20 protein-coding genes are annotated in these 22,758 nt (G+C 72.0%); 8 read left to right on the forward strand and 12 right to left on the reverse strand.

Annotated elements, in window-relative coordinates:
• Window positions 1-2: 2 nt before the first annotated feature.
• From ACIQ7Q_RS02015 to deoC, 3 genes are read right to left on the reverse strand one after another with little or no spacing between them, the layout of a single operon-like run.
• Window positions 3-893: an aldehyde dehydrogenase family protein gene (locus tag ACIQ7Q_RS02015; RefSeq protein WP_403855267.1), complete on the reverse strand. Its 891-nt coding sequence runs from the start codon at window positions 891-893 to the stop codon at window positions 3-5.
• A complete protein-coding gene (locus ACIQ7Q_RS02020) occupies window positions 886-2,322 on the reverse strand; it encodes an aldehyde dehydrogenase family protein (protein WP_403855269.1) in 1,437 nt (478 codons plus the stop codon). The genes ACIQ7Q_RS02015 and ACIQ7Q_RS02020 overlap by 8 nt, the downstream gene beginning before the upstream one ends.
• A gap of 5 nt (window positions 2,323-2,327) precedes the next feature.
• A complete protein-coding gene (deoC, locus tag ACIQ7Q_RS02025) occupies window positions 2,328-3,281 on the reverse strand; it encodes a deoxyribose-phosphate aldolase (RefSeq protein WP_403855271.1) in 954 nt (317 codons plus the stop codon).
• Window positions 3,282-3,431: 150 nt separating this feature from the next.
• On the opposite strand from deoC, the gene ACIQ7Q_RS02030 reads away from it, so the two are divergent.
• A complete protein-coding gene (locus ACIQ7Q_RS02030; RefSeq protein WP_403855273.1) occupies window positions 3,432-4,067 on the forward strand; it encodes a PH domain-containing protein in 636 nt (211 codons plus the stop codon).
• Between the two features lie 73 nt (window positions 4,068-4,140).
• On the opposite strand, the gene ACIQ7Q_RS02035 is transcribed toward ACIQ7Q_RS02030, so the two are convergent.
• The 3 genes from ACIQ7Q_RS02035 to ACIQ7Q_RS02045 all read right to left on the reverse strand — a co-directional run bounded on the left by ACIQ7Q_RS02035 (window position 4,141) and on the right by ACIQ7Q_RS02045 (window position 8,295).
• Window positions 4,141-5,790, reverse strand: coding sequence for a phospho-sugar mutase (locus ACIQ7Q_RS02035; protein WP_403855275.1), 1,650 nt, complete (start codon window positions 5,788-5,790; stop codon window positions 4,141-4,143).
• A 1,107-nt stretch (window positions 5,791-6,897) separates the two neighbouring features.
• Window positions 6,898-7,731 (reverse strand): purine-nucleoside phosphorylase, encoded by an 834-nt coding sequence (locus ACIQ7Q_RS02040; RefSeq protein ID WP_403855277.1) that lies wholly within the window; start codon window positions 7,729-7,731, stop codon window positions 6,898-6,900.
• A 126-nt stretch (window positions 7,732-7,857) separates the two neighbouring features.
• Window positions 7,858-8,295 carry a gamma-glutamylcyclotransferase gene (locus ACIQ7Q_RS02045; RefSeq protein ID WP_403855279.1) on the reverse strand — a complete coding sequence of 146 codons (438 nt, stop codon included), beginning with the start codon at window positions 8,293-8,295 and terminating at the stop codon, window positions 7,858-7,860.
• Window positions 8,296-8,520: 225 nt separating this feature from the next.
• Between ACIQ7Q_RS02045 and ACIQ7Q_RS02050 the strand changes: the two genes are divergently transcribed.
• Window positions 8,521-9,960 carry an NAD(P)H-quinone dehydrogenase gene (locus ACIQ7Q_RS02050; protein ID WP_403855281.1) on the forward strand — a complete coding sequence of 480 codons (1,440 nt, stop codon included), beginning with the start codon at window positions 8,521-8,523 and terminating at the stop codon, window positions 9,958-9,960.
• A gap of 144 nt (window positions 9,961-10,104) precedes the next feature.
• Window positions 10,105-11,019 (forward strand): DeoR/GlpR family DNA-binding transcription regulator, encoded by a 915-nt coding sequence (locus tag ACIQ7Q_RS02055; protein ID WP_403855283.1) that lies wholly within the window; start codon window positions 10,105-10,107, stop codon window positions 11,017-11,019.
• Between the two features lie 42 nt (window positions 11,020-11,061).
• Here ACIQ7Q_RS02055 and ACIQ7Q_RS02060 read toward each other — a convergent pair whose 3' ends face one another.
• Together ACIQ7Q_RS02060 and ACIQ7Q_RS02065 are read right to left on the reverse strand one after the other, a co-directional pair.
• Complete coding sequence (locus ACIQ7Q_RS02060) at window positions 11,062-11,628, reverse strand: TetR/AcrR family transcriptional regulator (RefSeq protein WP_403855285.1); 567 nt, start codon at window positions 11,626-11,628, stop codon at window positions 11,062-11,064.
• Between the two features lie 169 nt (window positions 11,629-11,797).
• Complete coding sequence (locus tag ACIQ7Q_RS02065; RefSeq protein WP_403855287.1) at window positions 11,798-13,552, reverse strand: acetyl/propionyl/methylcrotonyl-CoA carboxylase subunit alpha; 1,755 nt, start codon at window positions 13,550-13,552, stop codon at window positions 11,798-11,800.
• Window positions 13,553-13,933: 381 nt separating this feature from the next.
• Between ACIQ7Q_RS02065 and ACIQ7Q_RS02070 the strand changes: the two genes are divergently transcribed.
• Window positions 13,934-14,374 carry a hypothetical protein gene (locus ACIQ7Q_RS02070; RefSeq protein WP_403855289.1) on the forward strand — a complete coding sequence of 147 codons (441 nt, stop codon included), beginning with the start codon at window positions 13,934-13,936 and terminating at the stop codon, window positions 14,372-14,374.
• A gap of 71 nt (window positions 14,375-14,445) precedes the next feature.
• Here ACIQ7Q_RS02070 and ACIQ7Q_RS02075 read toward each other — a convergent pair whose 3' ends face one another.
• From ACIQ7Q_RS02075 to ACIQ7Q_RS02090, 4 genes are all read right to left on the reverse strand, one after another.
• Window positions 14,446-15,069: a Maf family protein gene (locus tag ACIQ7Q_RS02075; protein WP_403855291.1), complete on the reverse strand. Its 624-nt coding sequence runs from the start codon at window positions 15,067-15,069 to the stop codon at window positions 14,446-14,448.
• A gap of 644 nt (window positions 15,070-15,713) precedes the next feature.
• Window positions 15,714-15,842 carry a morphogenic membrane protein MmpB gene (gene mmpB / locus ACIQ7Q_RS02080; protein WP_356636139.1) on the reverse strand — a complete coding sequence of 43 codons (129 nt, stop codon included), beginning with the start codon at window positions 15,840-15,842 and terminating at the stop codon, window positions 15,714-15,716.
• 326 nt (window positions 15,843-16,168) lie between these two features.
• The gene (locus tag ACIQ7Q_RS02085; RefSeq protein ID WP_403855293.1) at window positions 16,169-16,375 is read right to left on the reverse strand and encodes an acyl-CoA carboxylase epsilon subunit; all 207 of its coding nucleotides are present in this window, start codon (window positions 16,373-16,375) and stop codon (window positions 16,169-16,171) included.
• A 30-nt stretch (window positions 16,376-16,405) separates the two neighbouring features.
• A complete protein-coding gene (locus ACIQ7Q_RS02090; RefSeq protein WP_403855295.1) occupies window positions 16,406-18,013 on the reverse strand; it encodes an acyl-CoA carboxylase subunit beta in 1,608 nt (535 codons plus the stop codon).
• A gap of 134 nt (window positions 18,014-18,147) precedes the next feature.
• Here ACIQ7Q_RS02090 and ACIQ7Q_RS02095 point away from each other — a divergent pair, with 134 nt between their 5' ends.
• The 4 genes from ACIQ7Q_RS02095 to ACIQ7Q_RS02110 all read left to right on the forward strand — a co-directional run bounded on the left by ACIQ7Q_RS02095 (window position 18,148) and on the right by ACIQ7Q_RS02110 (window position 22,741).
• Complete coding sequence (locus ACIQ7Q_RS02095; RefSeq protein ID WP_403855297.1) at window positions 18,148-19,005, forward strand: biotin--[acetyl-CoA-carboxylase] ligase; 858 nt, start codon at window positions 18,148-18,150, stop codon at window positions 19,003-19,005.
• A 156-nt stretch (window positions 19,006-19,161) separates the two neighbouring features.
• A complete protein-coding gene (locus tag ACIQ7Q_RS02100) occupies window positions 19,162-20,412 on the forward strand; it encodes an adenylate/guanylate cyclase domain-containing protein (RefSeq protein ID WP_403855299.1) in 1,251 nt (416 codons plus the stop codon).
• A 197-nt stretch (window positions 20,413-20,609) separates the two neighbouring features.
• Window positions 20,610-21,410 carry an enoyl-CoA hydratase/isomerase family protein gene (locus ACIQ7Q_RS02105; RefSeq protein ID WP_403855301.1) on the forward strand — a complete coding sequence of 267 codons (801 nt, stop codon included), beginning with the start codon at window positions 20,610-20,612 and terminating at the stop codon, window positions 21,408-21,410.
• A gap of 101 nt (window positions 21,411-21,511) precedes the next feature.
• Window positions 21,512-22,741: a diguanylate cyclase domain-containing protein gene (locus ACIQ7Q_RS02110; RefSeq protein ID WP_403855303.1), complete on the forward strand. Its 1,230-nt coding sequence runs from the start codon at window positions 21,512-21,514 to the stop codon at window positions 22,739-22,741.
• Window positions 22,742-22,758: the final 17 nt, after the last annotated feature.

Below are 22,758 nucleotides of genomic sequence, written 5' to 3' on the forward strand. Positions count from 1 at the left end.
GCTCAGTACGCCGAACCCGAGGCGCCGAGTGAACCCGTCGGGTGCCAGACCGTCTTGGTCTCGAGGAACGCCGTCAGGCGGTGCGTGCCGGGGTCGGCCGAGAAATCCACAGCCTGTGGACGGAGGACCCGCTTCAGGTTGTCCGCCGCCGCGATCTCGAGCTCCTTCGCGAGCACCTCGTCGGCGCCCGTCAGGTCGATGCCGTTGACGTCCTGGTGCGCCGCGAGCGGTGTCGCGATCTCGGCCGTACGGCCGGAGAGCACGTTCACCACGCCGCCGGGCAGGTCGGAGGTGGCGAGCACCTCGCCCAGCGACAGGGCGGGCAGCGGGGCCCGCTCGGAGGCGACGACGACGACCGTATTGCCGGCGGCGATCACCGGGGCGACGACGGAGACCAGGCCCAGGAACGACGAGTCCTGCGGCGCGACGATCGTCACGACACCCGTCGGCTCCGGCGTGGACAGATTGAAGTACGGGCCCGCGACCGGGTTCGCCCCGCCCACGATCTGCGCGATCTTGTCCGTCCATCCCGCGTACCAGACCCAGCGGTCGATGGCCGCCTCGACCAGGGCCGCGGCCTTGGACCTGGACAGTCCTTCGGCGTCCGCGACCTCGTGCACGAACTGGCTCTTGCGGCCCTCCAGCATCTCGGCGATGCGGTAGAGGATCTGCCCGCGGTTGTACGCGGTCGCGCCGGACCAGCCGCCGAACGCCTTGCGGGCCGCGACGACCGCGTCCCGAGCGTCCTTGCGGGACGAGAGGGGCGCGTTGGCCAGCCACTTGCCCTTTGAGTCCGTCACCTCGTACACCCGGCCGCTCTCGGAGCGGGGGAACTTGCCCCCGACGTACAGCTTGTAGGTCTTGAAGACGCTCAGACGGCTCTGATCAGACATCGAGGTAGGCCTCCAGACCATGACGGCCGCCCTCGCGGCCGAAGCCCGACTCCTTGTACCCGCCGAAGGGTGACGTCGGGTCGAACTTGTTGAACGTGTTGGCCCACACCACACCGGCCCGGAGCTTGTTCGCCACCGCGAGGATGCGGGAGCCCTTCTCCGTCCAGATGCCGGCGGACAGGCCGTACTGGCTGTTGTTGGCCTTGGCGACGGCCTCGTCCGGCGTGCGGAACGTCAGCACCGACAGGACCGGACCGAAGATCTCGTCGCGGGCGATGGTGTGCGCCTGGGTGACGTTCGTGAACAGCGTCGGGGCGAACCAGTAGCCGGAGGTGGGCAGCTCGCACGCGGGGGACCAGCGCTCCGCGCCCTCCGCCTCGCCCGCCTCGACGAGCGACGTGATCCGGGAGAGCTGCTCCTCGGAGTTGATCGCGCCGATGTCGGTGTTCTTGTCCAGCGGGTCGCCGAGGCGCAGCGTGGACAGCCGGCGCTTCAGGGAGTCCAGCAGCTCGTCCTGGATCGACTCCTGGACGAGGAGGCGCGAGCCCGCGCAGCACACCTGGCCCTGGTTGAAGAAGATGCCGTTGACGATGCCCTCGACGGCCTGGTCGATGGGAGCGTCGTCGAAGACGATGTTGGCGCCCTTGCCGCCCAGCTCGAGGGTGACCTTCTTGTGCGTGCCGGCCACCTCGCGGGCGATGGCCTTGCCGACCGCGGTCGAGCCGGTGAAGGCGACCTTGTCGACGTCCGGGTGTGCCACGAGCGCGGCGCCCGTGTCCCCGTAGCCGGGAAGTATGTTGACGACGCCCTTGGGCAGACCGGCCTGGCGGCAGATGTCCGCGAAGAAGAGCGCGGAGAGCGGAGTCGTCTCGGCCGGCTTCAGCACGACGGTGTTGCCGGTGGCGAGCGCCGGGGCGATCTTCCACGCCAGCATCAGCAGCGGGAAGTTCCACGGGATGACCTGGCCGGCGACGCCGAGCGGGCGCGGATTCGCGCCGTAGCCCGCGTGGTCGAGCTTGTCGGCCCAGCCCGCGTAGTAGAAGAAGTGCGCCGCGACCAGGGGGAGGTCCGCGTCGCGGGTCTCCTTGATCGGCTTGCCGTTGTCCAGGGTCTCCAGGACGGCCAGCTCGCGGCTGCGCTCCTGGATGATCCGGGCGATGCGGAACAGGTACTTGGCACGCTCGGAGCCCGGCAGGGCCGACCACTTCTCGAACGCCCTGCGGGCTGCCTTCACGGCCCGGTCCACGTCCTCGGCGCCGGCCTGGGCGACCTCGGCGAGCACCTCCTCGCTGGACGGCGAGACGGTCTTGAAGACCTTGCCGCCGGCCGCTTCGGTGAACTCGCCGTCGATGAACAGGCCGTACGACGGGGCGATGTCGACGACCGACCGCGATTCGGGTGCGGGTGCGTATGCGAATACGGAAGCCATGATGATCAGTCCACCGTCACGTAGTCGGGGCCGGAGTAGCGGCCGGTCGCCAGCTTCTGGCGCTGCATCAGCAGATCGTTGAGCAGGCTCGACGCGCCGAAGCGGAACCAGTGGTTGTCCAGCCAGTCCGCGCCCGCGGTCTCGTTGACCAGGACCAGGAACTTGATCGCGTCCTTGGTCGTGCGGATACCGCCGGCGGGCTTCACGCCCACCTGTACCCCAGTCTGCTCCCGGAAGTCGCGGACAGCCTCCAGCATCAGCAGGGTGTTCGCCGGTGTGGCGTTGACCGCCACCTTGCCGGTGGACGTCTTGATGAAGTCCGCGCCGGCGATCATGCCGATCCAGGAGGCGCGGCGGATGTTGTCGTACGTGGAGAGCTCGCCGGTCTCGAAGATGACCTTGAGGCGGGCGCTGCCGGAGGCCTCCTTCACGGCGCGGATCTCCTCGTACACCTTCATGTACTTGCCGGCCAGGAAGGCGCCGCGGTCGATCACCATGTCGATCTCGTCCGCCCCCGCGGCGACCGCGTCACGCACGTCCGCGAGCTTCACTGCGAGAGCCGCGCGGCCGGCCGGGAAGGCGGTGGCCACGGAGGCGACCTTCACGTCGGAGCCCTTCAGGGCCTCCTTGGCGGTCGCCACCATGTCGGGGTAGACGCAGACCGCGGCGGTCGTCGGGGTGCTGCGGTCGGTCGGGTCGGGGTTGACGGCCTTGGCGGCGAGCGCCCGGACCTTGCCCGGGGTGTCCGCGCCTTCGAGCGTCGTCAGATCGATCATGGAGATGGCCAGATCGATGGCGAACGCCTTGGCCGTGGTCTTGATGGAACGCGTGCCGAGGGACGCCGCGCGGCCTTCGAGGCCGACGGCGTCGACGCCGGGCAGCCCGTGCAGGAAGCGGCGCAGAGTGCTGTCGGACGCGGTCGCGTCGGCGAATGCAGGTGCGGTGGTGGGCATGGTCACCAGGTGAGCATATCTACGCGCGTAGCGACCTGTACAGGGGGTCGGCCGAATCTCTGCGCGAAACGGGACACAAGCGACGACGCCTCCCAGGCCGGCCGTGCGACCCGCCCGCGCCGGGCGCGCCGTCCGGCGTGCGGCAGAATCGGAACCATGACGAGCCCCCAGCAGCCCGAGCCCTCCACCGACAGCGAACGGGTCTTCCGCTCGCCCGCCGGAATGGCGGGCGGTGCGGTGCTGCTCGCGCTCATCGCCTGGATCGCCGTCGACGCGGTCGTCCGCGGCGAGGGCCGTACGCCCTGGCTCGCACTGGCCGGTGCGCTGCTGGCGGCGCCGGTGGTCGTCGCCTTCACCTTCCGGCCCGCGGTCTTCGCGAGCGACGAGCGGATCCGCATCCGCAACCCGTTCCGGACGATCACGCTGCCGTGGGCTGCCGTGGCGGACGTGCGGGCCTCCTACTCGAGCGAGATCTTCACGCAGGACGGCACGAAGTACCAGCTCTGGGCCATCCCCGTCTCCCTTCGCAGGCGCAAGAGCGCCGCACGCAGGCAGGCGCAGGCCGCGTACGACGACCCGCACGGCAAGACATCCGTGCACGCCGACGTCAGCGACTCGAAGGCGCGCGTGGCGCCCGCCGACCAGTCGGTCGCCGACCTGCGCGCACTGGCCGAGCGCCGCGCCACGGCACCGGAGGCCCAGGGCGACCCGGAGGTCCGCTGGGCGTTCGAGCTGCTGGCCCCGCTGGTGGCGGGGGCGGTGCTGCTGGCGGTGCTGCTGGCGGCGGGGTAGAGCGGGAGCGGTAAGGCCGGGCGGTGGAGCCCTTGGGCGGGCCCGGTTCGTGCCGGGCCCGCCTTCGGTGGGGTCAGATGCCCGCCGCGGTGGACAGGTCCCGCTTGATGCCCTCGAGCACCTCCGTGGCACGTGCCCTGGCGCCCGTCAGCGCGGCCGCGTCCGCCACCGGCACCACGACCTCCAGGTAGCACTTGAGCTTGGGCTCCGTACCGCTCGGGCGGACGATGACGCGGGCCTTGAACTCGCCGTCCAGGTAGTAGCGCAGCCCGTCCGTCGGCGGGAGGTTGTCCGTGCCGCGGGTCAGGTCCTCCGCGGTGGTGATCCGGAGTCCCGCCAGCGAGGTCGGGGGCTGCTCGCGCAGTGCGCGCATCGCGTTCGCGATGACGCTCAGGTCCTCGACCCGCACCGACAGCTGGTCGGTCGCGTGCAGGCCGTGCTCGACGGCGAGGTCGTCGAGCAGGTCGGTGAGCGTACGGTCGTGCTCCTTCAGCTCAGAGACCAGCTCGGCGACGAGCAGCGCCGCCGTGATGCCGTCCTTGTCGCGTACGCCTTCGGGGTCGACGCAGTAGCCGAGGGCCTCCTCGTAGCCGTAACGCAGCCCCTCGACCCGGGCGATCCACTTGAAGCCGGTCAACGTCTCCTCGTGACGCAGCCCCGCCGCCCCCGCGATGCGGCCCAGGAGGGACGAGGACACGATCGACTCGGCGAAGACGCCCGTGGCGCCCTTGTGGACCAGGTGCTCCGCGAGCAGCGCTCCGACCTCGTCGCCGCGGAGCATCCGCCAGCCGCCCTCGGCCGCGTCGTCCGGGACGGCGACGGCGCAGCGGTCGGCGTCGGGGTCGTTGGCGATGACGACGTCGGGTGAGGTGCGGCGCGCGGTCGCGAAGGCGAGGTCCATCGCGCCGGGCTCCTCCGGGTTGGGGAAGGCGACCGTCGGGAAGGCGGGATCCGGTTCGGCCTGCTCCGCGACGAGGGTCGGCTCGGGGAACCCGGCTCGCGCGAAGGCGGCCGTCAGCACGTCCTTGCCGACGCCGTGCATGGCCGTGTAGACGACGCGGGCGGTGCGCGGGGAATCGGCGCTCAGTACGGCGTCCGTACGCGTCAGGTACGCCTCCAGTACCTCCTCGCCGAGCGTCTGCCATCCCTCGTCGGCGCGGGGGACGTCGTCGAGACTGTGGATCGCCTCGATCTCCGCGGCGATCTCCGCGTCCGCCGGCGGCACGATCTGCGAGCCGTCGCCGAGGTAGACCTTGTAGCCGTTGTCCCGCGGCGGGTTGTGGCTCGCGGTCACCTCGACGCCGGCGACCGCACCCAACTGCCTTATGGCGAACGCCAGTACGGGCGTCGGCAGCGGGCGCGGCAGCACGGCGGCGCGCAGGCCCGCGGCGACCATGACGGCGGCGGTGTCGCGGGCGAAGTCCGCGGACTTGTACCGGGCGTCGTAGCCGATGACGACGAGGCCGTCGCCCTGGCCCTTGGCCTTCAGATACGCGGCGAGCCCGGCGGCGGCCCGGATGACCACGGCCCGGTTCATCCGCATGGGCCCGGCGCCCAGTTCGCCGCGCAGCCCGGCGGTGCCGAACTGGAGCGTCCCGGCGAACCGGTCGGCCAGCTCGTCGAGGTCCTGCGCTTCGATGAGCTTCCCGAGTTCGTCCCGGGTCTCGCTGTCCGGGTCCTCCGCGAGCCACGCCTGGGCCCGCGCGATGAGGTCCTGCTGCACGGTTGCTCCGCCTCTCGTCTCCGACTACGTCGAGTGTGCGCGCCCGTGGGGTGGGCGGGCGTCAATGCTGTGGGGTGGGCGTGTGGCCGCGCGTCCCCGCGGCGCGGGGATCCCCACTCTCCCCTACGGCCGCTGGGCCGTGGGGGGAGCCCCGCTTTCCGTTGTACTGGTGGGCTCCGCCGGGTGGCGGGCTGTTCCTCTCGCCGGGTGGCGCGGGGGCCGGGCCCGGTACGGGGTCGTTGAACTGCCGTGCGGTCCGGCGGGCGTTGGCGAGCCCTGCTGTCCGTTGTACTGGTGGGCGGCACTGCCGGGTGGCGGGCTGTTCCCCTGACCCTGGGGCGAGGGGCGAGGGGCGAGGGGCGAGGGGCGAGGGGCCGGGCGCCGGTGCCGGGCCGCGGCCTGCACCTGCGCCCGCCGGGCGGTCGGCTGCCTGCCGACGGTCCGCCCAGGCCGCCGCTGCGCGGCAGCCCGGCCCCGCCGGCACACCCCGGCCTTGTGGCACTGCCGGTCCGCCGGACGGGCTGACAAGGCAGCCGTGCCAAGGTCGCTAGGTGATTGCGCGACGGGAGGGGAGGTGCCGGCCACGCCCGACCGATGCTCCGCCCCCGGCTCGGCCCCGGGGCGACGCCGCCCAGGGCGTGCCACCAGCCATGCCCTACGCCGGGAGGTACAGGGGCGTCGAGGACCGAGCGTTCGGTGGCGGAGCCCCGAAACGCCGTGTCGTGCCCGTCGGCACGCCGGGCTCCCGCCAGGCAGGCACCGGGCCCGTCGAGGGCTGGGCGCTCGGGGCCGCTGCTCCCGGAACGACACCGCGTCGTCTCCGTCGGACACGCCGGGCTCCCGCCCGGGAGGTACCGGGAGGTATGGGGGCCGGTCGAGGCCCGAGCACGGGGCGGGGCCCCGGAACGACGTCCCGTCGCGCCTGCCGGGCCCCGCCAGGCAGGCACCGGGCCCCTCGAGGTCCGAGCACACGGGGCGGAGCCCCGCAACCACACCGCGTCGCGCCTGCCGGGCTCCCGCCAGGCAGGCACCGGGCCCGGCGAGGCCCGGGCGCTCGAGGGCAACGTCCCGGAGCGACACCACGCGCCGGCCGCCGCCTCACGCGCCTCAGATGCGTTCCAGCACCCGCGTCAGAAGATCGCCCATCCGCGCCGCCGAATCCCGGCCCGCCTGCAGCACTTCCTCGTGGTTCAGCGGCTCGCCCGACAGGCCCGCCGCCAGGTTGGTGACCAGGGAGATGCCCAGCACCTCCGCACCGGCCTCGCGGGCCGCGATCGCTTCGAGGACCGTGGACATGCCGACCAGGTCGCCGCCCATGACGCGGACCATGTTGATCTCGGCCGGGGTCTCGTAGTGCGGGCCGGGGAACTGGACGTAGACGCCTTCCTCGAGCGTCGCGTCCACCTCCTTGCACAGCGCCCGCAGTCGCGGCGAGTAGAGGTCGGTCAGGTCCACGAAGTTCGCGCCGATGATCGGCGACGTGGCCGTCAGGTTGATGTGGTCGCTGATCAGCACCGGCTGGCCCGGGCGCATGCCCTCGCGCAGTCCGCCGCAGCCGTTGGTCAGCACCACGGTCTTGCAGCCCGCGGCGACCGCGGTGCGCACACCGTGCGAGACGGCGGCGACGCCGCGGCCCTCGTAGAAGTGCGTACGGCCGAGGAAGACCAGCGCGCGCTTCGCGCCGATGCGGTACGAGCGGACCCTGCCGCCGTGGCCCTCGACCGCCGGCGGCGGGAAGCCGGGCAGCTCGGTGACGGGGAACTCGGCCTCGGAAGTGCCGAGCGCGTCGACGGCCGGGGCCCAGCCGGAGCCCATCACCAGTGCGACGTCGTGGGTCTCGGTGCCGGTCAGCTCGCGCAGACGCGCGGCGGCGGCGTCGGCCGCGGCGTGGGGGTCGGCGAGTGCGTCGCCGACGAGGTCCGGATTCACAGATGCGTTCACGCGGACGAGGGTAACCCGGGATGGCCTACGCGCGTAGATGACGCAGCCCACGGTCTTCGGATCGTTGTCTTGTCGTTTCCGACGAACGCGGGGGAGGGGCCATGGCAGCCCCGCGGGGGCGCGGCGCTAGCAGGGGCGCTTGCGCAGTTCCATCACGTAGTCGTGCGGCGCACCCGCCGACTCCGCCGCGTCCGCCAGCTCGCCCAGGTAGCGGGCGGACGGCAGGCCGCCCTCGTACGCGTTCAGCACGTACACCCAGGCCGGTTCCTCGCCGTCCAGTGTGTCCACACGGATCCGCATGCGCCGGTATATGTCGAGGCCGACGCCCTCCCAGCGGTCCAGGGAGTCCTCGTCCATCGGGGCGACGTCGTACAGCGCGACGAAGACCTGCGAGCGTGGCGCCTCCACGATGGTGGCGAGCGCTCCCTCCCAGCCCATCTGCTCCCCGCCGAAGGTCAGCCGCCAGCCGTTCAGCCAGCCGGTGCCGCGCAGCGGTGAGTGCGGTGCGCGGCGGGACATCAGCCGCGCGTCGAGGTTGCCGGCGTACGCGGCGTAGAGCGACATGGGGTCGAGGGTACGGGAGGGGGGCGGGAACCTGCCCGCGCGGCGGGGTCCGGCGGGCCTAGGACATGACAACTTTCGTGGTCGTGGCCATAGGGAGGCCCCGGAGGGAGAACGCCTGAACGATGCGGGACAATGAAGTACGTACTGCATTCCCCCGGGGGCACCCCGGACCCCCGGCAGAGCGGGCAGGCGGGCCGGGATCGACAATGCGAGGCGGACTTTTTCGTGACCCGGATCGTGATCATCGGTGGCGGACCCGGCGGATATGAGGCGGCCCTCGTGGGCGCCCAGCTCGGCGCGGAGGTGACCGTCGTCGACTGCGACGGTCTGGGCGGGGCGTCGGTGCTCACCGACTGCGTACCGTCGAAGACCCTGATCGCCACCGCCGAGGTGATGACGACCTTCGACTCCTCCTACGAGGAGCTCGGCATCATCGTGGCCGACGACACCCCGCACATCGAGCAGGCCGCCCGCGTCGTCGGTGTCGACCTCGGCAAGGTCAACCGACGCGTCAAGCGTCTCGCGCTCGCCCAGTCCCACGACATCACCGCGTCCGTCACCCGGGCAGGTGCGCGCGTCATGCGCGGCCGCGGCCGGCTCGACGGACAGCAGGCGATGGACGGCTCCCGCAAGGTGGTCGTGCGAGCCGCGGACGGCACGGAGGAGACGCTCGTCGCGGACGCCGTGCTCATCGCGACGGGCGGCCACCCGCGCGAGATCCCCGACGCCAAGCCCGACGGCGAGCGCATCCTCAACTGGACGCAGGTGTACGACCTGGACGAGCTCCCCGAGGAGCTCATCGTGGTCGGCTCCGGTGTCACGGGCGCCGAGTTCGCGGGTGCGTACCAGGCGCTCGGCTCCCGGGTCACCCTCGTCTCCTCCCGTGACCGCGTGCTGCCGGGTGAGGACCCCGACGCCGCCGCCGTCCTCGAGGACGTCTTCCGCCGCCGCGGCATGAACGTCATGGCCCGCTCCCGCGCCGAGTCCGCCAAGCGCGTGGGCGACCGGGTGGAGGTCACGCTCTCCGACGGCCGGGTCATCTCCGGCACGCACTGCCTCATGGCGGTCGGCGCCGTCCCGAACACGGCCGGCATGGGCCTCGAGGGAGCCGGGGTGCGGCTGAAGGACTCGGGCCACATCTGGACCGACCGGGTGTCGCGCACGTCGGCGCCGGGTGTGTACGCGGCGGGTGACGTCACGGGCATCTTCGCGCTGGCGTCGGTCGCCGCGATGCAGGGCCGGATCGCGATGTACCACTTCCTCGGCGACGCGGTCGCCCCGCTGAACCTGAAGACCGTGTCCTCCAACGTCTTCACCGACCCCGAGATCGCGACCGTCGGCTACAGCCAGGCGGACGTCGATGCGGGCAAGATCGACGCCCGCGTCGTCAAGCTGCCGCTGCTGCGCAACCCCCGGGCCAAGATGCAGGGCATCAGGGACGGTTTCGTCAAGATCTTCTGCCGTCCGGGCACGGGGATCGTCGTCGGCGGCGTGGTCGTCTCGCCCCGCGCGTCGGAACTGATCCACCCCATCTCGATCGCGGTCGACAACAACTTGACGGTGGAACAGATCGCAAACGCTTTCACCGTGTACCCGTCTCTGTCGGGCTCGATCGCCGAGGTGGCACGTCAGTTGCACACCCGGAAGACGGCAGGCGAGGGCTAAACCCGGCGAACCCCGGGCACTCCACGCGGAGCGCGATCAACTTTGGGGCCGCCTATATCAGTTGGCGGCCTCTTAAGTGCGCAATTTCCGCTATTCGGCACATGGAGCTGAAAACCGACGGGCGGTGGGGTTACTGTCAGTTCCGTGTTCGCTGCAGAACGTCGCCAGTTGATCCTCGAAATGGTGCGCGCCAACGGAGCCGTGTCGCTCCGTGAGCTCGCCCGCGTCGTCCAGACCTCCGAAGTGACCGTACGGCGTGACGTGCGGGCACTGGAGGCAGAAGGACTCCTCGACCGCCGGCACGGCGGTGCGGTACTGCCGGGCGGGTTCACCCGCGAGTCCGGCTTCCCGCAGAAATCTTTGTCCGCGACCGCCGAGAAGACGGCCATCGCCGATCTCGCGGCGGCCCTCGTCGAAGAGGGCGAGGCCATCGTGGTCGGCGCCGGAACGACGACGCAGGAGCTGGCCCGCCGGCTCGCGCGCGTTCCCGGACTGACCGTGGTCACCAACTCGCTGCTGGTCGCGCAGGCGCTGGCGCATGCCAACCGGGTCGAAGTCGTCATGACGGGCGGGACCTTGCGCGGTTCCAACTACGCGCTGGTGGGCAGCGGCGCGGAGCAGTCCCTGCAGGGACTGCGTGTCTCCCGCGCCTTCCTGTCCGGGAGCGGGCTCACGGCCGAACGCGGCCTGTCCACGTCCAACATGCTCTCGGCGAGCGTGGACCGGGCGCTGGTCCAGGCGGCGGCGGAGGTCGTGGTCCTGGCGGACCACACCAAGCTCGGCACCGACACGATGTTCCAGACGGTGCCGACGGACGTGATCACGCGCCTCGTGACGGACGAGCCGCCGGCGCACGACGAGCGGGCGGCGACGGAGTTGCAGGCGTTGGCCGACCAGGGCGTGCAGATCGCCGTTGCCGGCGGCGGGGGTGCGGCGGCGGGGCCGCGGCACGATGTGCCGCTCCCCGGGCAACGTCGCACCCGCGCGGGCCTCCGCAGCGCGCTGCCCTCCGACACGCTCCCGGACCGCCCCCGCGTGGCGGACCTCCGCCGTCGCTGACCCTCCCCGGGGGCGCCCCCACGACAGGGGCGCCTTGGGCGGCTAGTCCGCGCGCAGGCCACGCAGGGTCAGAGTCAGCAGGCGGTCCGCCAACTCCGGGTCCTCCGGGGCTTGGTCCGCCGCCAGGGCGATCGCGTTCGTCAGTTGCATCAGGTCGGCGATCGAGACGTCGGCCCGTACCGAGCCCGCCTCCTGCGCCCGGACGAGCAGTCGTTCGCCGGCCTGGCGGAGGGGGACGCTGCAGGCCGTGAGGGCCGAGTCCTCGTCGTGGGACGCCGACATCAGTGCGCGGGCCAGCCCGCGGTACTCACCCGCGTGGGTGACGAGGGCGCGCAGCCATTCCACCAGCGCCGTGCACGGCTGCTCCGCGCCGGCCAGTTCGTGCGAGCGCTCCAGCAGCGCGGTGAGCGCCTCCTGGAAGACGGCGTTCATCATGGCGTGGCGGTTCGGGAAGTGCCGGTACAGGGTGCCGATGCCCACGCCCGAGCGGCGCGCGATCTCCTCGAGCGACGCGTCGGTGCCGCGCTCCGCGAACGTGGCGCGAGCCTCGGTCAGCAGTCGTTCGTAGTTGCGTCGCGCGTCGGCGCGCTTGGGCCTGGTGTCGGTCACGCCGTCAAGGATGCCGGAAGATCCGGAACGGGCGGTCGGCGACGGCGGCGGCTGCGGTGGGCCGGTACGGACGCCGGGACGTCCTATGCGCAGGGCGCCCCATGACGAAGGGCCCACAGCACGGATGCCGTGGGCCCTTCGCCGAGGCTCGGATCGAGCGGACCGAGGGTCAGTCCTTGATCTCGCAGATCGTCGCGCCGGAGGTGAGGGACGCGCCGACCTCGGCCGCGAGGCCCTTGATCGTGCCGGAGCGGTGCGCGTTCAGCGGCTGCTCCATCTTCATCGCCTCGAGAACGACGACGAGGTCGCCCTCCTTGACCTCCTGGCCCTCCTCGACGGCGACCTTGACGATCGTGCCCTGCATCGGGGAGGCGAGGGTGTCGCCGGACGCGGCCGACGACGACTTCTTCGCGGCCCGGCGCTTCGGCTTGGCGCCCGCCGCGAGGCCGGTGCGCGCCAGCGTCATACCGAGCGAGGACGGCAGCGACACCTCGAGGCGCTTGCCGCCGACCTCGACCACGATGGTCTCGCGGCCGGACTCGTCCTCCTCCTCCCCGTCCCCGACGACGGCGAAGGGCTTGATCTCGTTGACGAACTCGGTCTCGATCCACCGGGTGTGGACGCGGAACGGGTCCGCCGTGAAGTCCGGGTCGGTCACGACCGCGCGGTGGAACGGGATGGCCGTCGCCATGCCCTCGACCTGGAACTCCGCCAGCGCACGCGCGGCGCGCTGCAGCGCCTGCTCGCGCGTCGCGCCGGTCACGATCAGCTTGGCGAGGAGGGAGTCCCACGCCGGGCCGATCACGGAGCCGGACTCGACGCCCGCGTCCAGACGCACACCCGGCCCGCTGGGCGCGGCGAAGGTGGTGACGGTACCGGGGGCGGGCAGGAAGCCCCGGCCCGGGTCCTCGCCGTTGATGCGGAACTCGAACGAGTGTCCGCGCACCGCCGGGTCGTCGTAACCCAGCTCCTCGCCGTCGGCGATACGGAACATCTCGCGGACCAGGTCGATGCCGGTGACCTCTTCGGTGACCGGGTGCTCGACCTGCAGTCGGGTGTTGACCTCCAGGAAGGAGATCGTGCCGTCCACGCCGACGAGGAACTCGACCGTGCCGGCGCCGACGTAACCGGCCTCCTTGAGGATGGCCTTCGACGCGCGGTACAGCTCGGCGTTCTGCGCCTTTGACAGGAACGGCGCCGGAGCCTCCTCGACCAGCTTCTGGTGGCGGCGCTGCAGCGAGCAGTCACGTGTGGAGACGACCACCACGTTGCCGTGCGAGTCGGCCAGGCACTGGGTCTCGACGTGACGCGGCTTGTCGAGGTAGCGCTCGACGAAGCATTCGCCGCGCCCGAAGGCGGCGACGGCCTCGCGCACCGCGGAGTCGTACAGCTCCGGCACCTCTTCGAGGGTGCGGGCGACCTTCAGGCCGCGACCGCCACCGCCGAAGGCGGCCTTGATCGCGATCGGCAGGCCGTGCTCCTTGGCGAACGCGACGACCTCATCGGCCCCCGAGACCGGGTCGGGCGTGCCCGCGACCAGCGGCGCACCAGCGCGCTGCGCGATATGACGAGCGGCGACCTTGTCACCCAGGTCGCGGATCGCCTGCGGCGGCGGGCCGATCCAGGTCAGGCCCGCGTCGATGACCGCCTGAGCGAACTCGGCGTTCTCGGACAGGAAGCCGTATCCGGGGTGGACGGCGTCCGCTCCCGAATCGGCCGCGGCCTGAAGCACCTTGGCCATGTCCAGATAGCTGGCGGCCGGGGTGTCACCGCCCAGGGCAAACGCTTCGTCGGCCGCGCGGACATGCAGAGCGTCCCGGTCCGGATCGGCGTAGACGGCTACGCTTGCGATCCCGGCGTCCCGGCAGGCACGGGCAACGCGGACAGCGATTTCGCCACGGTTGGCGATGAGCACCTTGCGCACGATGGCTCCCTCCTTGAAACAAGCTGAGTTTAGGGACTGCCGACACGGCCTTTCGACCCGTCCCCAATGGTGAGCTTGCCCACACGGAGCGTGATTCGAGGCTCGCTCGATCGCGAAATCCCTTGTCGCACCACGGTACGACGGGTTCCTCTCCCGCACAGTAGCCCTCCGGTGTGGCCAAGGTCTCTGTCTGCGAGGTCAGCGGCCGAATGGGTTTCTTTGTGGAGTCCCTACGAATGGCCCAATGATTCTTTGCCCTGGGACCGAGCGTGCCGCGGCTCTTGTCGCAGCGTTTACCGATCAGTAGCCTCGCGGCTGTCGTACGTACTTCCGGTTACACAGAGGGTTGGGGGCGCCGTGGTGCGCAGACCGGTGGCCGTAGTGGCTGCGCTTGTCCTGCTGGTGGAGGCCGTCGGCATCGTCGTGCTCAACGGCGTCATGGCCACCTTCGTCGATGCCCAGCGGATGTCGCTCGACGGCCTGGATCCGGACGTGATGGTGACCGCGACCTGGGGGCTGGGGATCGGGACCGGCCTGCTCCTCGCGCTGTGCGGTGTCCTGCTGCTGGTGGTGGCTGTACGCGACCGGGCACCCGGCCGCCTCACCCGCATCCTGCTCATCGGCCTGGCCGTCCTGCACGGGGTGCTGGGCGCGCTGACGGTGGGTCTGGTCGGATGGACCGCGTTCGCCTGGATGATGGTGGTGCTCGGTCTGATCGTGGCGTCACTGATCGCGTACGGCCAGGAGCGGCCATCGCGGGAGGCGGACGGAGAGGACGGACCGGCAGCGCCGCCCGTCGGCGGGGCGGCGTCGCCGGCCTGAGACGTTCCGGGGCGGCGTCGGCTGGCTGAGACGTTCCGGGGCGGCGTCGGCTGGGCTGAGGCTGCGGCCGTTCAGACCGCGGGAGCGGCCCAGAGGTCGGTGATCGAGAAGCCCAGCTCGGCGAAGAGCCTGCGGAGCAGGGGCAGCGAGAGTCCGATGACATTGCCCGGGTCGCCGTCGATTCCGTCGATGAACGGGGCCGAGCGGCCGTCGAGGGTGAACGCGCCCGCCACGTGCAGTGGTTCGCCGCTCGCGACGTACGCCGCGATCTCGGCGTCCGTCGGCTCGCCGAACCGCACGACGGTCGACGCGGTCGCCGACGTCCGGCGGCCGGTCGCCGTGTCGATCACGCAGTGCCCGGTCTGCAGCACGCCCGCACGGCCACGCATCGCCTTCCAGCGGGCAGTCGCCTCCTCGGCGTCCGCGGGCTTGCCGAGCGCCTCGCCGTCGAGTTCCAGGACGGAGTCGCAGCCGATCAGCAGCGCCCCGGCGGCCTCGGGCCGCGCGGCGACGGCCGCGGCCTTCGCCTCGGCGAGCACCAGCGCGAGTTCGGCGGGCGTGGGCGCGTCGATGGCGTCCTCGTCGACGCCGCTGACGATCACCTCGGGCGCGAGGCCGGCCTGCCGGAGCAGGTTCAGGCGCGCGGGGGAGGCGGAGGCGAGGACGAGACGGGGGTGTGGGTGCTGCGGGGTCATGGGGGTCATCGTAGGCGGCGGCGCGTTTCCCCACCCCGCCCCTTCCCGAACCGGGCTCCGCCCGGACCCGGCGAGCCGGGAGTCGGCCGGCCCGGGCCCCGACCCGGCCCCGCCCGTCGGGGCTCTGCCCCGAGCCCCGCGCCTCAAGCGCCGGCGAGGCTGAATGCGCTCCCGCGCCTCAGGGACCGGTCTTGTCGGGGCTCTGCCCCGAGCCCCGCGCCTCAAGCGCCGGCGAGGCTGAATGCGCTCCCGCGCCTCAGGGACCGGTCTTGTCGGGGCTTCGCCCCGAGCTCCGCGCCTCAAGCGCCGGCGAGGCTGGAGCCGGTCTCGTCGGGCCGGGGGCTGGAGGGCCCCGCCCGTCGGGGCTCTGCCCCGAGCTCCGCGCCTCAAGCGCCGGCGAGGCTGAATGCGCTCCCGCGCCTCAGGGACCGGTCTTGTCGGGGCTTCGCCCCGAGCTCCGCGCCTCGAGTGCGCAGGGCTGACTGGGCCCCCGCCCGTCGAGGCCCCGAGCCCCGAGCCCCAGGCCTCAAACTCCGGCGAGGCTGATTGTGCCCCCGCGCCTCAAACGTCGGCGGGGCTGGAGGGGCCGGTCCTGCCGGTCCTGCCCGGGGGCCGGGGCGGCGGGCTGGAGGTGCGGTTCGGCGTCAGCGGAGGCCCGCCGCGAGCATGGCCACCAGCATCGCCAGCGCCAGCAGCAGGCCAGCGCGACGCAGCATCGCCTGCATGTCGCGCAGTTCCTTGGGGGGCTCGTTCTTCGGGTCGGACCACAGCATGCCTTCGATGGTGCTGGCGAGGACGTCCACGCGCCTGAGTACGCGTACTCAAACCACGAACGCGCCCGCCGCCCCCGCCGCCGCGCGTTCTCGCGGCTGACGGTGAAGCGGCAGGCAGTACAGCGGCGCGCAGATGGCCCGTACGTCCTCCAGCGGGTCCGTCCCCGGCGGGAGCTCGCCGCGAGCGAGGCCCGTTCTGCCACCGGTGCCCACTCCCCGAGGTGCGACGTCCGCGCATTCCTCGTCGCAGGCCGCGGCGGCGATCACCGCGCTGGGCAGCGCGAAGGCCGGGCCCTCCCTTCGAGGGCCCGGCCTTCCCGTCACCCTCAGACCGGCCAGTAGCTGCGCGCCCACGCCCGCGGCCCGGGCAGCGGCCTGTTGCTGCGCGCGATCCGCGCGGGGTCCGACCAGCCTTCGGGCAGCGCAGGGCCACCGGCCGCGGCGCCTTGGACCGCCGCGGCACGGGCCTGAACCACCGCCAGTGCGGCTGCCAGCTCCTCGGGGGTCGGGTTTCCTCGTACGACCTTGATCATCGTCGTGTCCCTTCCTCGTACTTCGGAGCCTTACAGGGGAATGTTCCCGTGCTTCTTCGGCGGCAGGCTCTCCCGCTTGGTGCGGAGCTGGCGCAGGCCCTTCACGATCTGTGCCCGTGTCTCGGAGGGCATGATCACGCCGTCGATGTAGCCGCGTTCGGCGGCCGTGTACGGGTTGAGCAGCGCGTCCTCGTACTCCTGGATCAGCCGGGCCCGGGTGGCTTCCTGGTTCTCCGGGGCCTCGGCGGCGATGGTGCGGCGGTGCAGGATGTTGACCGCGCCCTGGGCGCCCATGACGGCGATCTGCGCGGTCGGCCAGGCGAGGTTGAGGTCGGCGCCCAGGTGCTTGGAGCCCATGACGTCGTACGCGCCGCCGAACGCCTTGCGGGTGATGACCGTGATGAGCGGGACGGTCGCCTCCGCGTACGCGTAGATCAGCTTGGCGCCGCGGCGGATGATGCCGCCGTATTCCTGGTCGACGCCGGGCAGGAAGCCGGGGACGTCGACGAACGTCAGCACCGGGACGTTGAACGCGTCGCAGGTGCGCACGAAACGCGCGGCCTTCTCGGATGCGTTGATGTCCAGACAGCCGGCGAACTGCATCGGCTGGTTGGCGACGATGCCGACCGGGAAGCCCTCGACCCGCCCGAAGCCGGTGGTGATGTTCGGGGCGAACATCGCCTGCGTCTCGAGGAATTCGCCGTCGTCGACGACGTGCTCGATGACGGTGCGGATGTCGTACGGCTGGTTGGCCGAGTCCGGGATGAGCGTGTCCAGCTCACGGTCCTCGGCGCTGACGGCGGTGTCCGCCTCCTCGGGGAACGAGGGCGCCTCGGACAGGTTGTTGGACGGCAGGTACGACAGCAGGGACTTGACGTACTCGATCGCGTCCTTCTCGTCGCCGGCCATGTGGTGGGCGACGCCGGAGGTGGTGTTGTGGGTGCGGGCGCCGCCGAGTTCCTCGAAGCCGACGTCCTCACCGGTGACGGTCTTGATGACGTCGGGGCCGGTGATGAACATGTGCGAGGTCTGGTCGACCATCACCGTGAAGTCGGTGATGGCGGGGGAGTAGACCGCGCCGCCCGCGCAGGGGCCGACGACCAGCGAGATCTGGGGGATCACGCCGGAGGCGTGGGTGTTGCGGCGGAAGATCTCGCCGTACATGCCCAGCGCGCTGACGCCTTCCTGGATGCGGGCGCCGCCGGAGTCGTTGATGCCGATGACCGGGCAGCCGGTCTTCAGCGCGAAGTCCATCACCTTGATGATCTTCTGTCCGAACACCTCGCCGAGCGCACCGCCGAAGACGGTGAAGTCCTGCGAGAAGACGGCGACGGGACGGCCGTCGACCATGCCGTAGCCGGTGACGACACCGTCGCCGTACGGCCGGGTCTTCTCCAGGCCGAAGTTGGTCGAACGGTGGCGGGCGAACTCGTCCAGCTCGACGAAGGAGCCCTCGTCGAGGAGCAGGTCGATCCGCTCCCTGGCCGTCAACTTGCCTTTGGCGTGCTGCTTTTCCACCGCGCGGGCGGAGCCGGCGTGCGTCGCCTCTTCGATACGGCGCTGAAGATCCGCGATCTTTCCTGCGGTGGTGTGGCTGCTCGGGTCAGGTGAGAGGGCGATCTCTTCCGGCTCGGACATCGGGATGCGGCTCCCTGGCTGCTCACGGGGACGGCTTACGGGGACGTGTTAACGATCGGTTGCTACTGACCCGTAGCGTATCGGCGCGGATACCGTTCGGCAGTGCGGCGTTGGCCACACCTAACCTGGCTTGCATGACGCCTCCCCATGCGCCCGACAGCCGCTGGTCCGACCTCGACCGGCCCCCGCTGAACATTGCCGCGCTGCGTCGCGGCATCGTCGTCCCCGGCGGCCTGTGGACCTCGCTCGAGTTGGTGGCCGCCACCGGCTCCACCAACTCCGACCTGGCGGCACGGGCGGCCGCGCTGCCCGAGGGTGCGGTGCTGGTCGCCGAGGAACAGACCGCGGGGAGGGGCAGGCTCGACCGCACCTGGACCGCGCCCGCGCGCTCCGGCCTCTTCTTCTCCGTGCTGCTGCGGCCCGGCCCCGACGTGCCGGCGACGCGCTGGGGCTGGCTGCCGCTGCTCGCCGGGGTTGCCGCCGCGACCGGGCTGGCGAGGGCCGCGGGCGTGGACATGTCCCTCAAATGGCCCAATGACCTGCTGGTCACCGTCAAGGGCGAGGAGCGCAAGGCCGGCGGCATCCTCGCCGAACGTGCCGGGGACGACGCGGTGGTGCTCGGCATGGGCATCAACGTCTCCCTGAAATCCGAAGAACTGCCCGTCCCCGCGGCCGGTTCCCTGGGCCTCGCGAACGCCGTGTCCACCGACCGCGACCCGCTGCTGCGGGCCGTGCTGCGCTCCCTGGAGAAGTGGTACACCGACTGGCGCGCGGCCGGCGGCGACCCCGCCGCCTGCGGCCTCCAGGCGGCATACGCGGCCGGCTGCGCGACCCTCGGGCGCCAGGTGCGTGCCGAGCTGCCCGGCGGCACGTCCGTGACCGGCGAGGCCGTCGCCCTGGACGGCGACGGCAGGCTGGTGCTGGCAACGCAGGACGGGCAGCGGCACCCGGTCAGCGCGGGCGACATCGTGCATCTGCGGCCGTCGGACTGAGGGCCCCCCATAGCGGTACCCGGAGCCCACCGGCGTGGCCCTGGACGAACCGGCCCGGCCGTCCGGACGTGAGCCAGGGCACACCTGCCGTATCGTTGAGGCGATCGAGCGACAGATCGGCAGGGCATTGCGCAGGGAACGGGCAGGAGGCGGCTGGTGACCGTCGACGACACCACTTCCGGCGCGGGCGCGCAGCCGCCGTCGGACGGCTCTTCCGGCGCGTCCGCCTCGTCATCGGGGCAATCCGGGCCCACAGGGTCGTCCTCCGGGTCCTCAGGTGCTTCCTCGGGGTCGTCCGGATCCTCAGGCTCGGTGCACCCCACGCCTCATCACGAGGTCGACCACACGGCTGAGCCCTCCGACGACCCGCTGGCGATCCGGCTGGAACAGCTGATCCTCGGCGCCGAGCGGCGCTACACCGCCTTCCAGGCCGCCCGCACCGCCGGAGTGTCCATGGAGCTCGCCGCCCGCTTCTGGCGGGCCATGGGCTTCGCCGACATCGGGCAGGCCAAGGCGCTCACCGAGGCGGACGTTCTCGCTCTGCGACGGCTCGCCGGTCTCGTCGAGGCGGGCCTGCTCAGCGAGCCGATGGCAATCCAGGTGGCCCGCTCGACCGGCCAGACCACCGCCCGACTGGCCGACTGGCAGATCGACTCCTTCCTGGAGGGCCTGACCGAGCCCCCCGAGCCCGGCATGACCCGCACCGAGGTCACCTATCCCCTGGTCGAGCTGCTCCTGCCCGAGCTCGAGGAGTTTCTCGTCTACGTCTGGCGGCGGCAGCTGGCCGCGGCGACCGGACGCGTCGTGCAGGCCGCGGACGACGAGGAGATGGTCGACCGCCGGCTCGCCGTCGGCTTCGCCGACCTGGTCGGCTTCACCCGGCTCACCCGCCGCCTGGAGGAGGAGGAGCTCGGAGAGCTCGTCGAGTCCTTCGAGACCACCTGCGCGGACCTGGTGGCGGCGCACAGCGGCAGGCTGATCAAGACCCTCGGTGACGAGGTGCTGTACGCGGCGGACGACGCGGGCACCGCGGCGGAGATCGCCCTGCGGCTCATCGAGACGATGACGGACGACGAGTCGATGCCCGCGCTGCGGGTCGGCATCGCGTTCGGAACGGTCACCACGCGCATGGGTGACGTCTTCGGCACGACGGTCAACCTGGCCAGCCGGCTGACGTCGATAGCGCCGAAGGACGCCGTACTGGTGGACGGGGCGTTCGCGGAGGAGCTGATCAGGACCGGCGACGCGCCCGCGTCCGAGGCGGAGGCCGCGGAGGAGGCGTTGAAGGCGGAGAAGGAGGGCCGGGAGGTCCCCACGTACCGCTTCGCCCTGCAGCCGATGTGGCAGCGGCCGGTCCGCGGTCTGGGCGTCGTCGAGCCGTGGCTGCTGTCGCGCCGGCCGTCGTGAGGCGGGCGGGCGCGTAGCGCCTGCGGCAGGCTGTTTTCCCGTGACCGGGGACTGGCTCTGTCCCCGAAACCCCGCGCCTCGCACCCCCTGCGGCCCGGCGGCCTGTCCGGGCCCGCGGACTTTCTCGGCCCGCCCGCCGATGGGGGAATCGCGCCCGGCCTATGATCCGGTGAACCATCGTTAACCGGGAGGGTGCCATGTCGGAGTCCGAGCAGCGGTTCGGGGAGTTCGTCGTCGTGCGCAGGCACGAACAGGGCCATGTCGCCGAGCTCGTCCTCGATCGGCCCAAGGCCATGAACGCCGTCTCCACCGAGATGGCACGCTCCATCGGAGCGGCCTGCGACGAGCTCGCCGCGGACGGGGACGTGCGGGTGACCGTCGTCGCGTCGAGCAGCGAGCGCGCCTTCTGCGTCGGCGCCGACCTCAAGGAGCGCAACTCCTTCTCCGACGCCGAGTTGGTCCGACAGCGGCCCACCGCCCGTGCCGCCTACACCGGTGTGCTGGAGCTGCCCATGCCGACGGTCGCCGCGGTGCACGGGTTCGCGCTCGGCGGGGGGTTCGAGCTGGCGCTGTCCTGCGACGTGATCGTCGCCGACGCGACCGCCCTCGTGGGCCTGCCCGAGGTGTCCGTCGGCGTCATTCCCGGCGGCGGCGGTACGCAGCTGCTGCCGCGCCGGGTCGGCGCCGCCCGTGCCGCCGAACTCGTCTTCAGCGCGCGACGCGTGGAGGCCGGAGAGGCGCGGGAGTTGGGGCTCGTCGACATCCTCGCCGAGGACGCCCGTACGGAAGCGCTCGCGCTCGCCGCCCGGATCGCCGTGAACTCGCCGGTCGGTCTGCGCAACGCGAAGAAGGCCATGCGGCTCGGGCAGGGGCTGGACCTGCGGGCCGGTCTCGAGGTCGAGGACGCCGCGTGGCGGGCCACCGCGTTCTCCGGTGACCGGGCGGAGGGTGTGGCTGCCTTCAATGAGAAGCGCAAGCCGCAGTGGCCCGGTGAGTGAGCGCCTGGCGGAAAAGGGTGGAAGCGGGTGATCGCGGGCGCGCGACCGGCTCGGTCCACTCCAACTGATCAAATCGCCCGAAACCTCCCTAAGCTGGGTGAATGGCTGTGGATGGGCGGTTGCGATCCGTGGTGGCGCTGGCTCAGGCGATGGCCGCCGCCCAGACCCCGCGCGATTGCTGGCGGGCGGCGGCTCTCGGCGCGTGCGGCGCGCTCGCCGGGTCGTTCTCGGCGCTCTCCGTGTGGGAACGCGAACGCGGGCGGCTGAGGGTGCTCGTCAACGCCGGCGAACGCACTCCGGACGAGGAGGAGTTCCCCGAGTCGGAGACCTACCCGGTGAACCGTTTCCCCGAGATCACCGAGTTCCTGCACGAGCGCTGGGCGGGCGGCGGGGAGTGGGAGACCCTCCCACGCGCGGAGCGTTGTGGGGGAGCCTGGGTGGAGACCGCGGCGGGTCCCGCGACAGCCGGCCACGGCTACCGCCGCCAGGGGGCGCCTCCCACGGACGGAGTCCTGTGGGAGAGGGCGGCGGCGCTCCGTCGTCGCGGCCGGGGGTGCTGCGTCGTCGCGCCGATCGTGCTGCACGGCAGGGCGTGGGGCGAGCTGTATGTGGCCCGGCCGCAGGGGGCGCCGGTGTTCGACCGGGACGACGCCGACTTCGCGACGGTCCTGGCGTCCGTCGTGGCCGCGGGGATCGCCCAGACGGAGCGGCTCGAGGAGGTCCGCCGACTCGCGTTCACCGATCCGCTGACCGGCCTCGCCAACCGCCGCGCGGTCGACACGCGACTCGACGAGGCGCTGGAGCAGCACCGGGCGGACGGTGTGGTGGCCAGCCTCGTCGTGTGCGACGTCAACGGGCTGAAGCAGGTGAACGACACCCAGGGCCACGCAGTCGGGGACCGGCTGCTGGAGCGGTTCGGTTCGGTCCTGTCGCTGTGCGGGGCGATGTTGCCGGGCACGCTGGCGGCCCGTCTCGGCGGGGACGAGTTCTGTCTGGTGGCGGTGGGGCCCACCGCCGACGAGGTGGTGGACGTCGCCGGCGAACTGTGCGCCAGGGCGAAGGAATTGGAGCTCGGCGAGGGTGTCGCCTGCGGGGTGGCGTCGACCGGCGACCCGATCGGGCAGGTGCACTCGGCCCGGCGGCTCTTCCGGCTGGCGGACGCGGCCCAGTACCGGGCGAAGGCCGCCCGTTCCCTCAAGCCGGTGGTCGCGGGTCGCGACGGCACGGTGATGCGGCTCGCCGACTCCCCGCCGCGCTCCCCGCGCGACCGTCGCCGTTTCCGCGACGCGAGCCCGGAGGAAGCCGGGGAGGAGCCGTGGAGCGAGCCCTGAGGCGGCGCTGGAGCCGG

Origin of the sequence: Streptomyces sp. NPDC096176, assembly GCF_044763255.1 — a bacterium.
GTDB lineage: Bacteria > Actinomycetota > Actinomycetes > Streptomycetales > Streptomycetaceae > Streptomyces.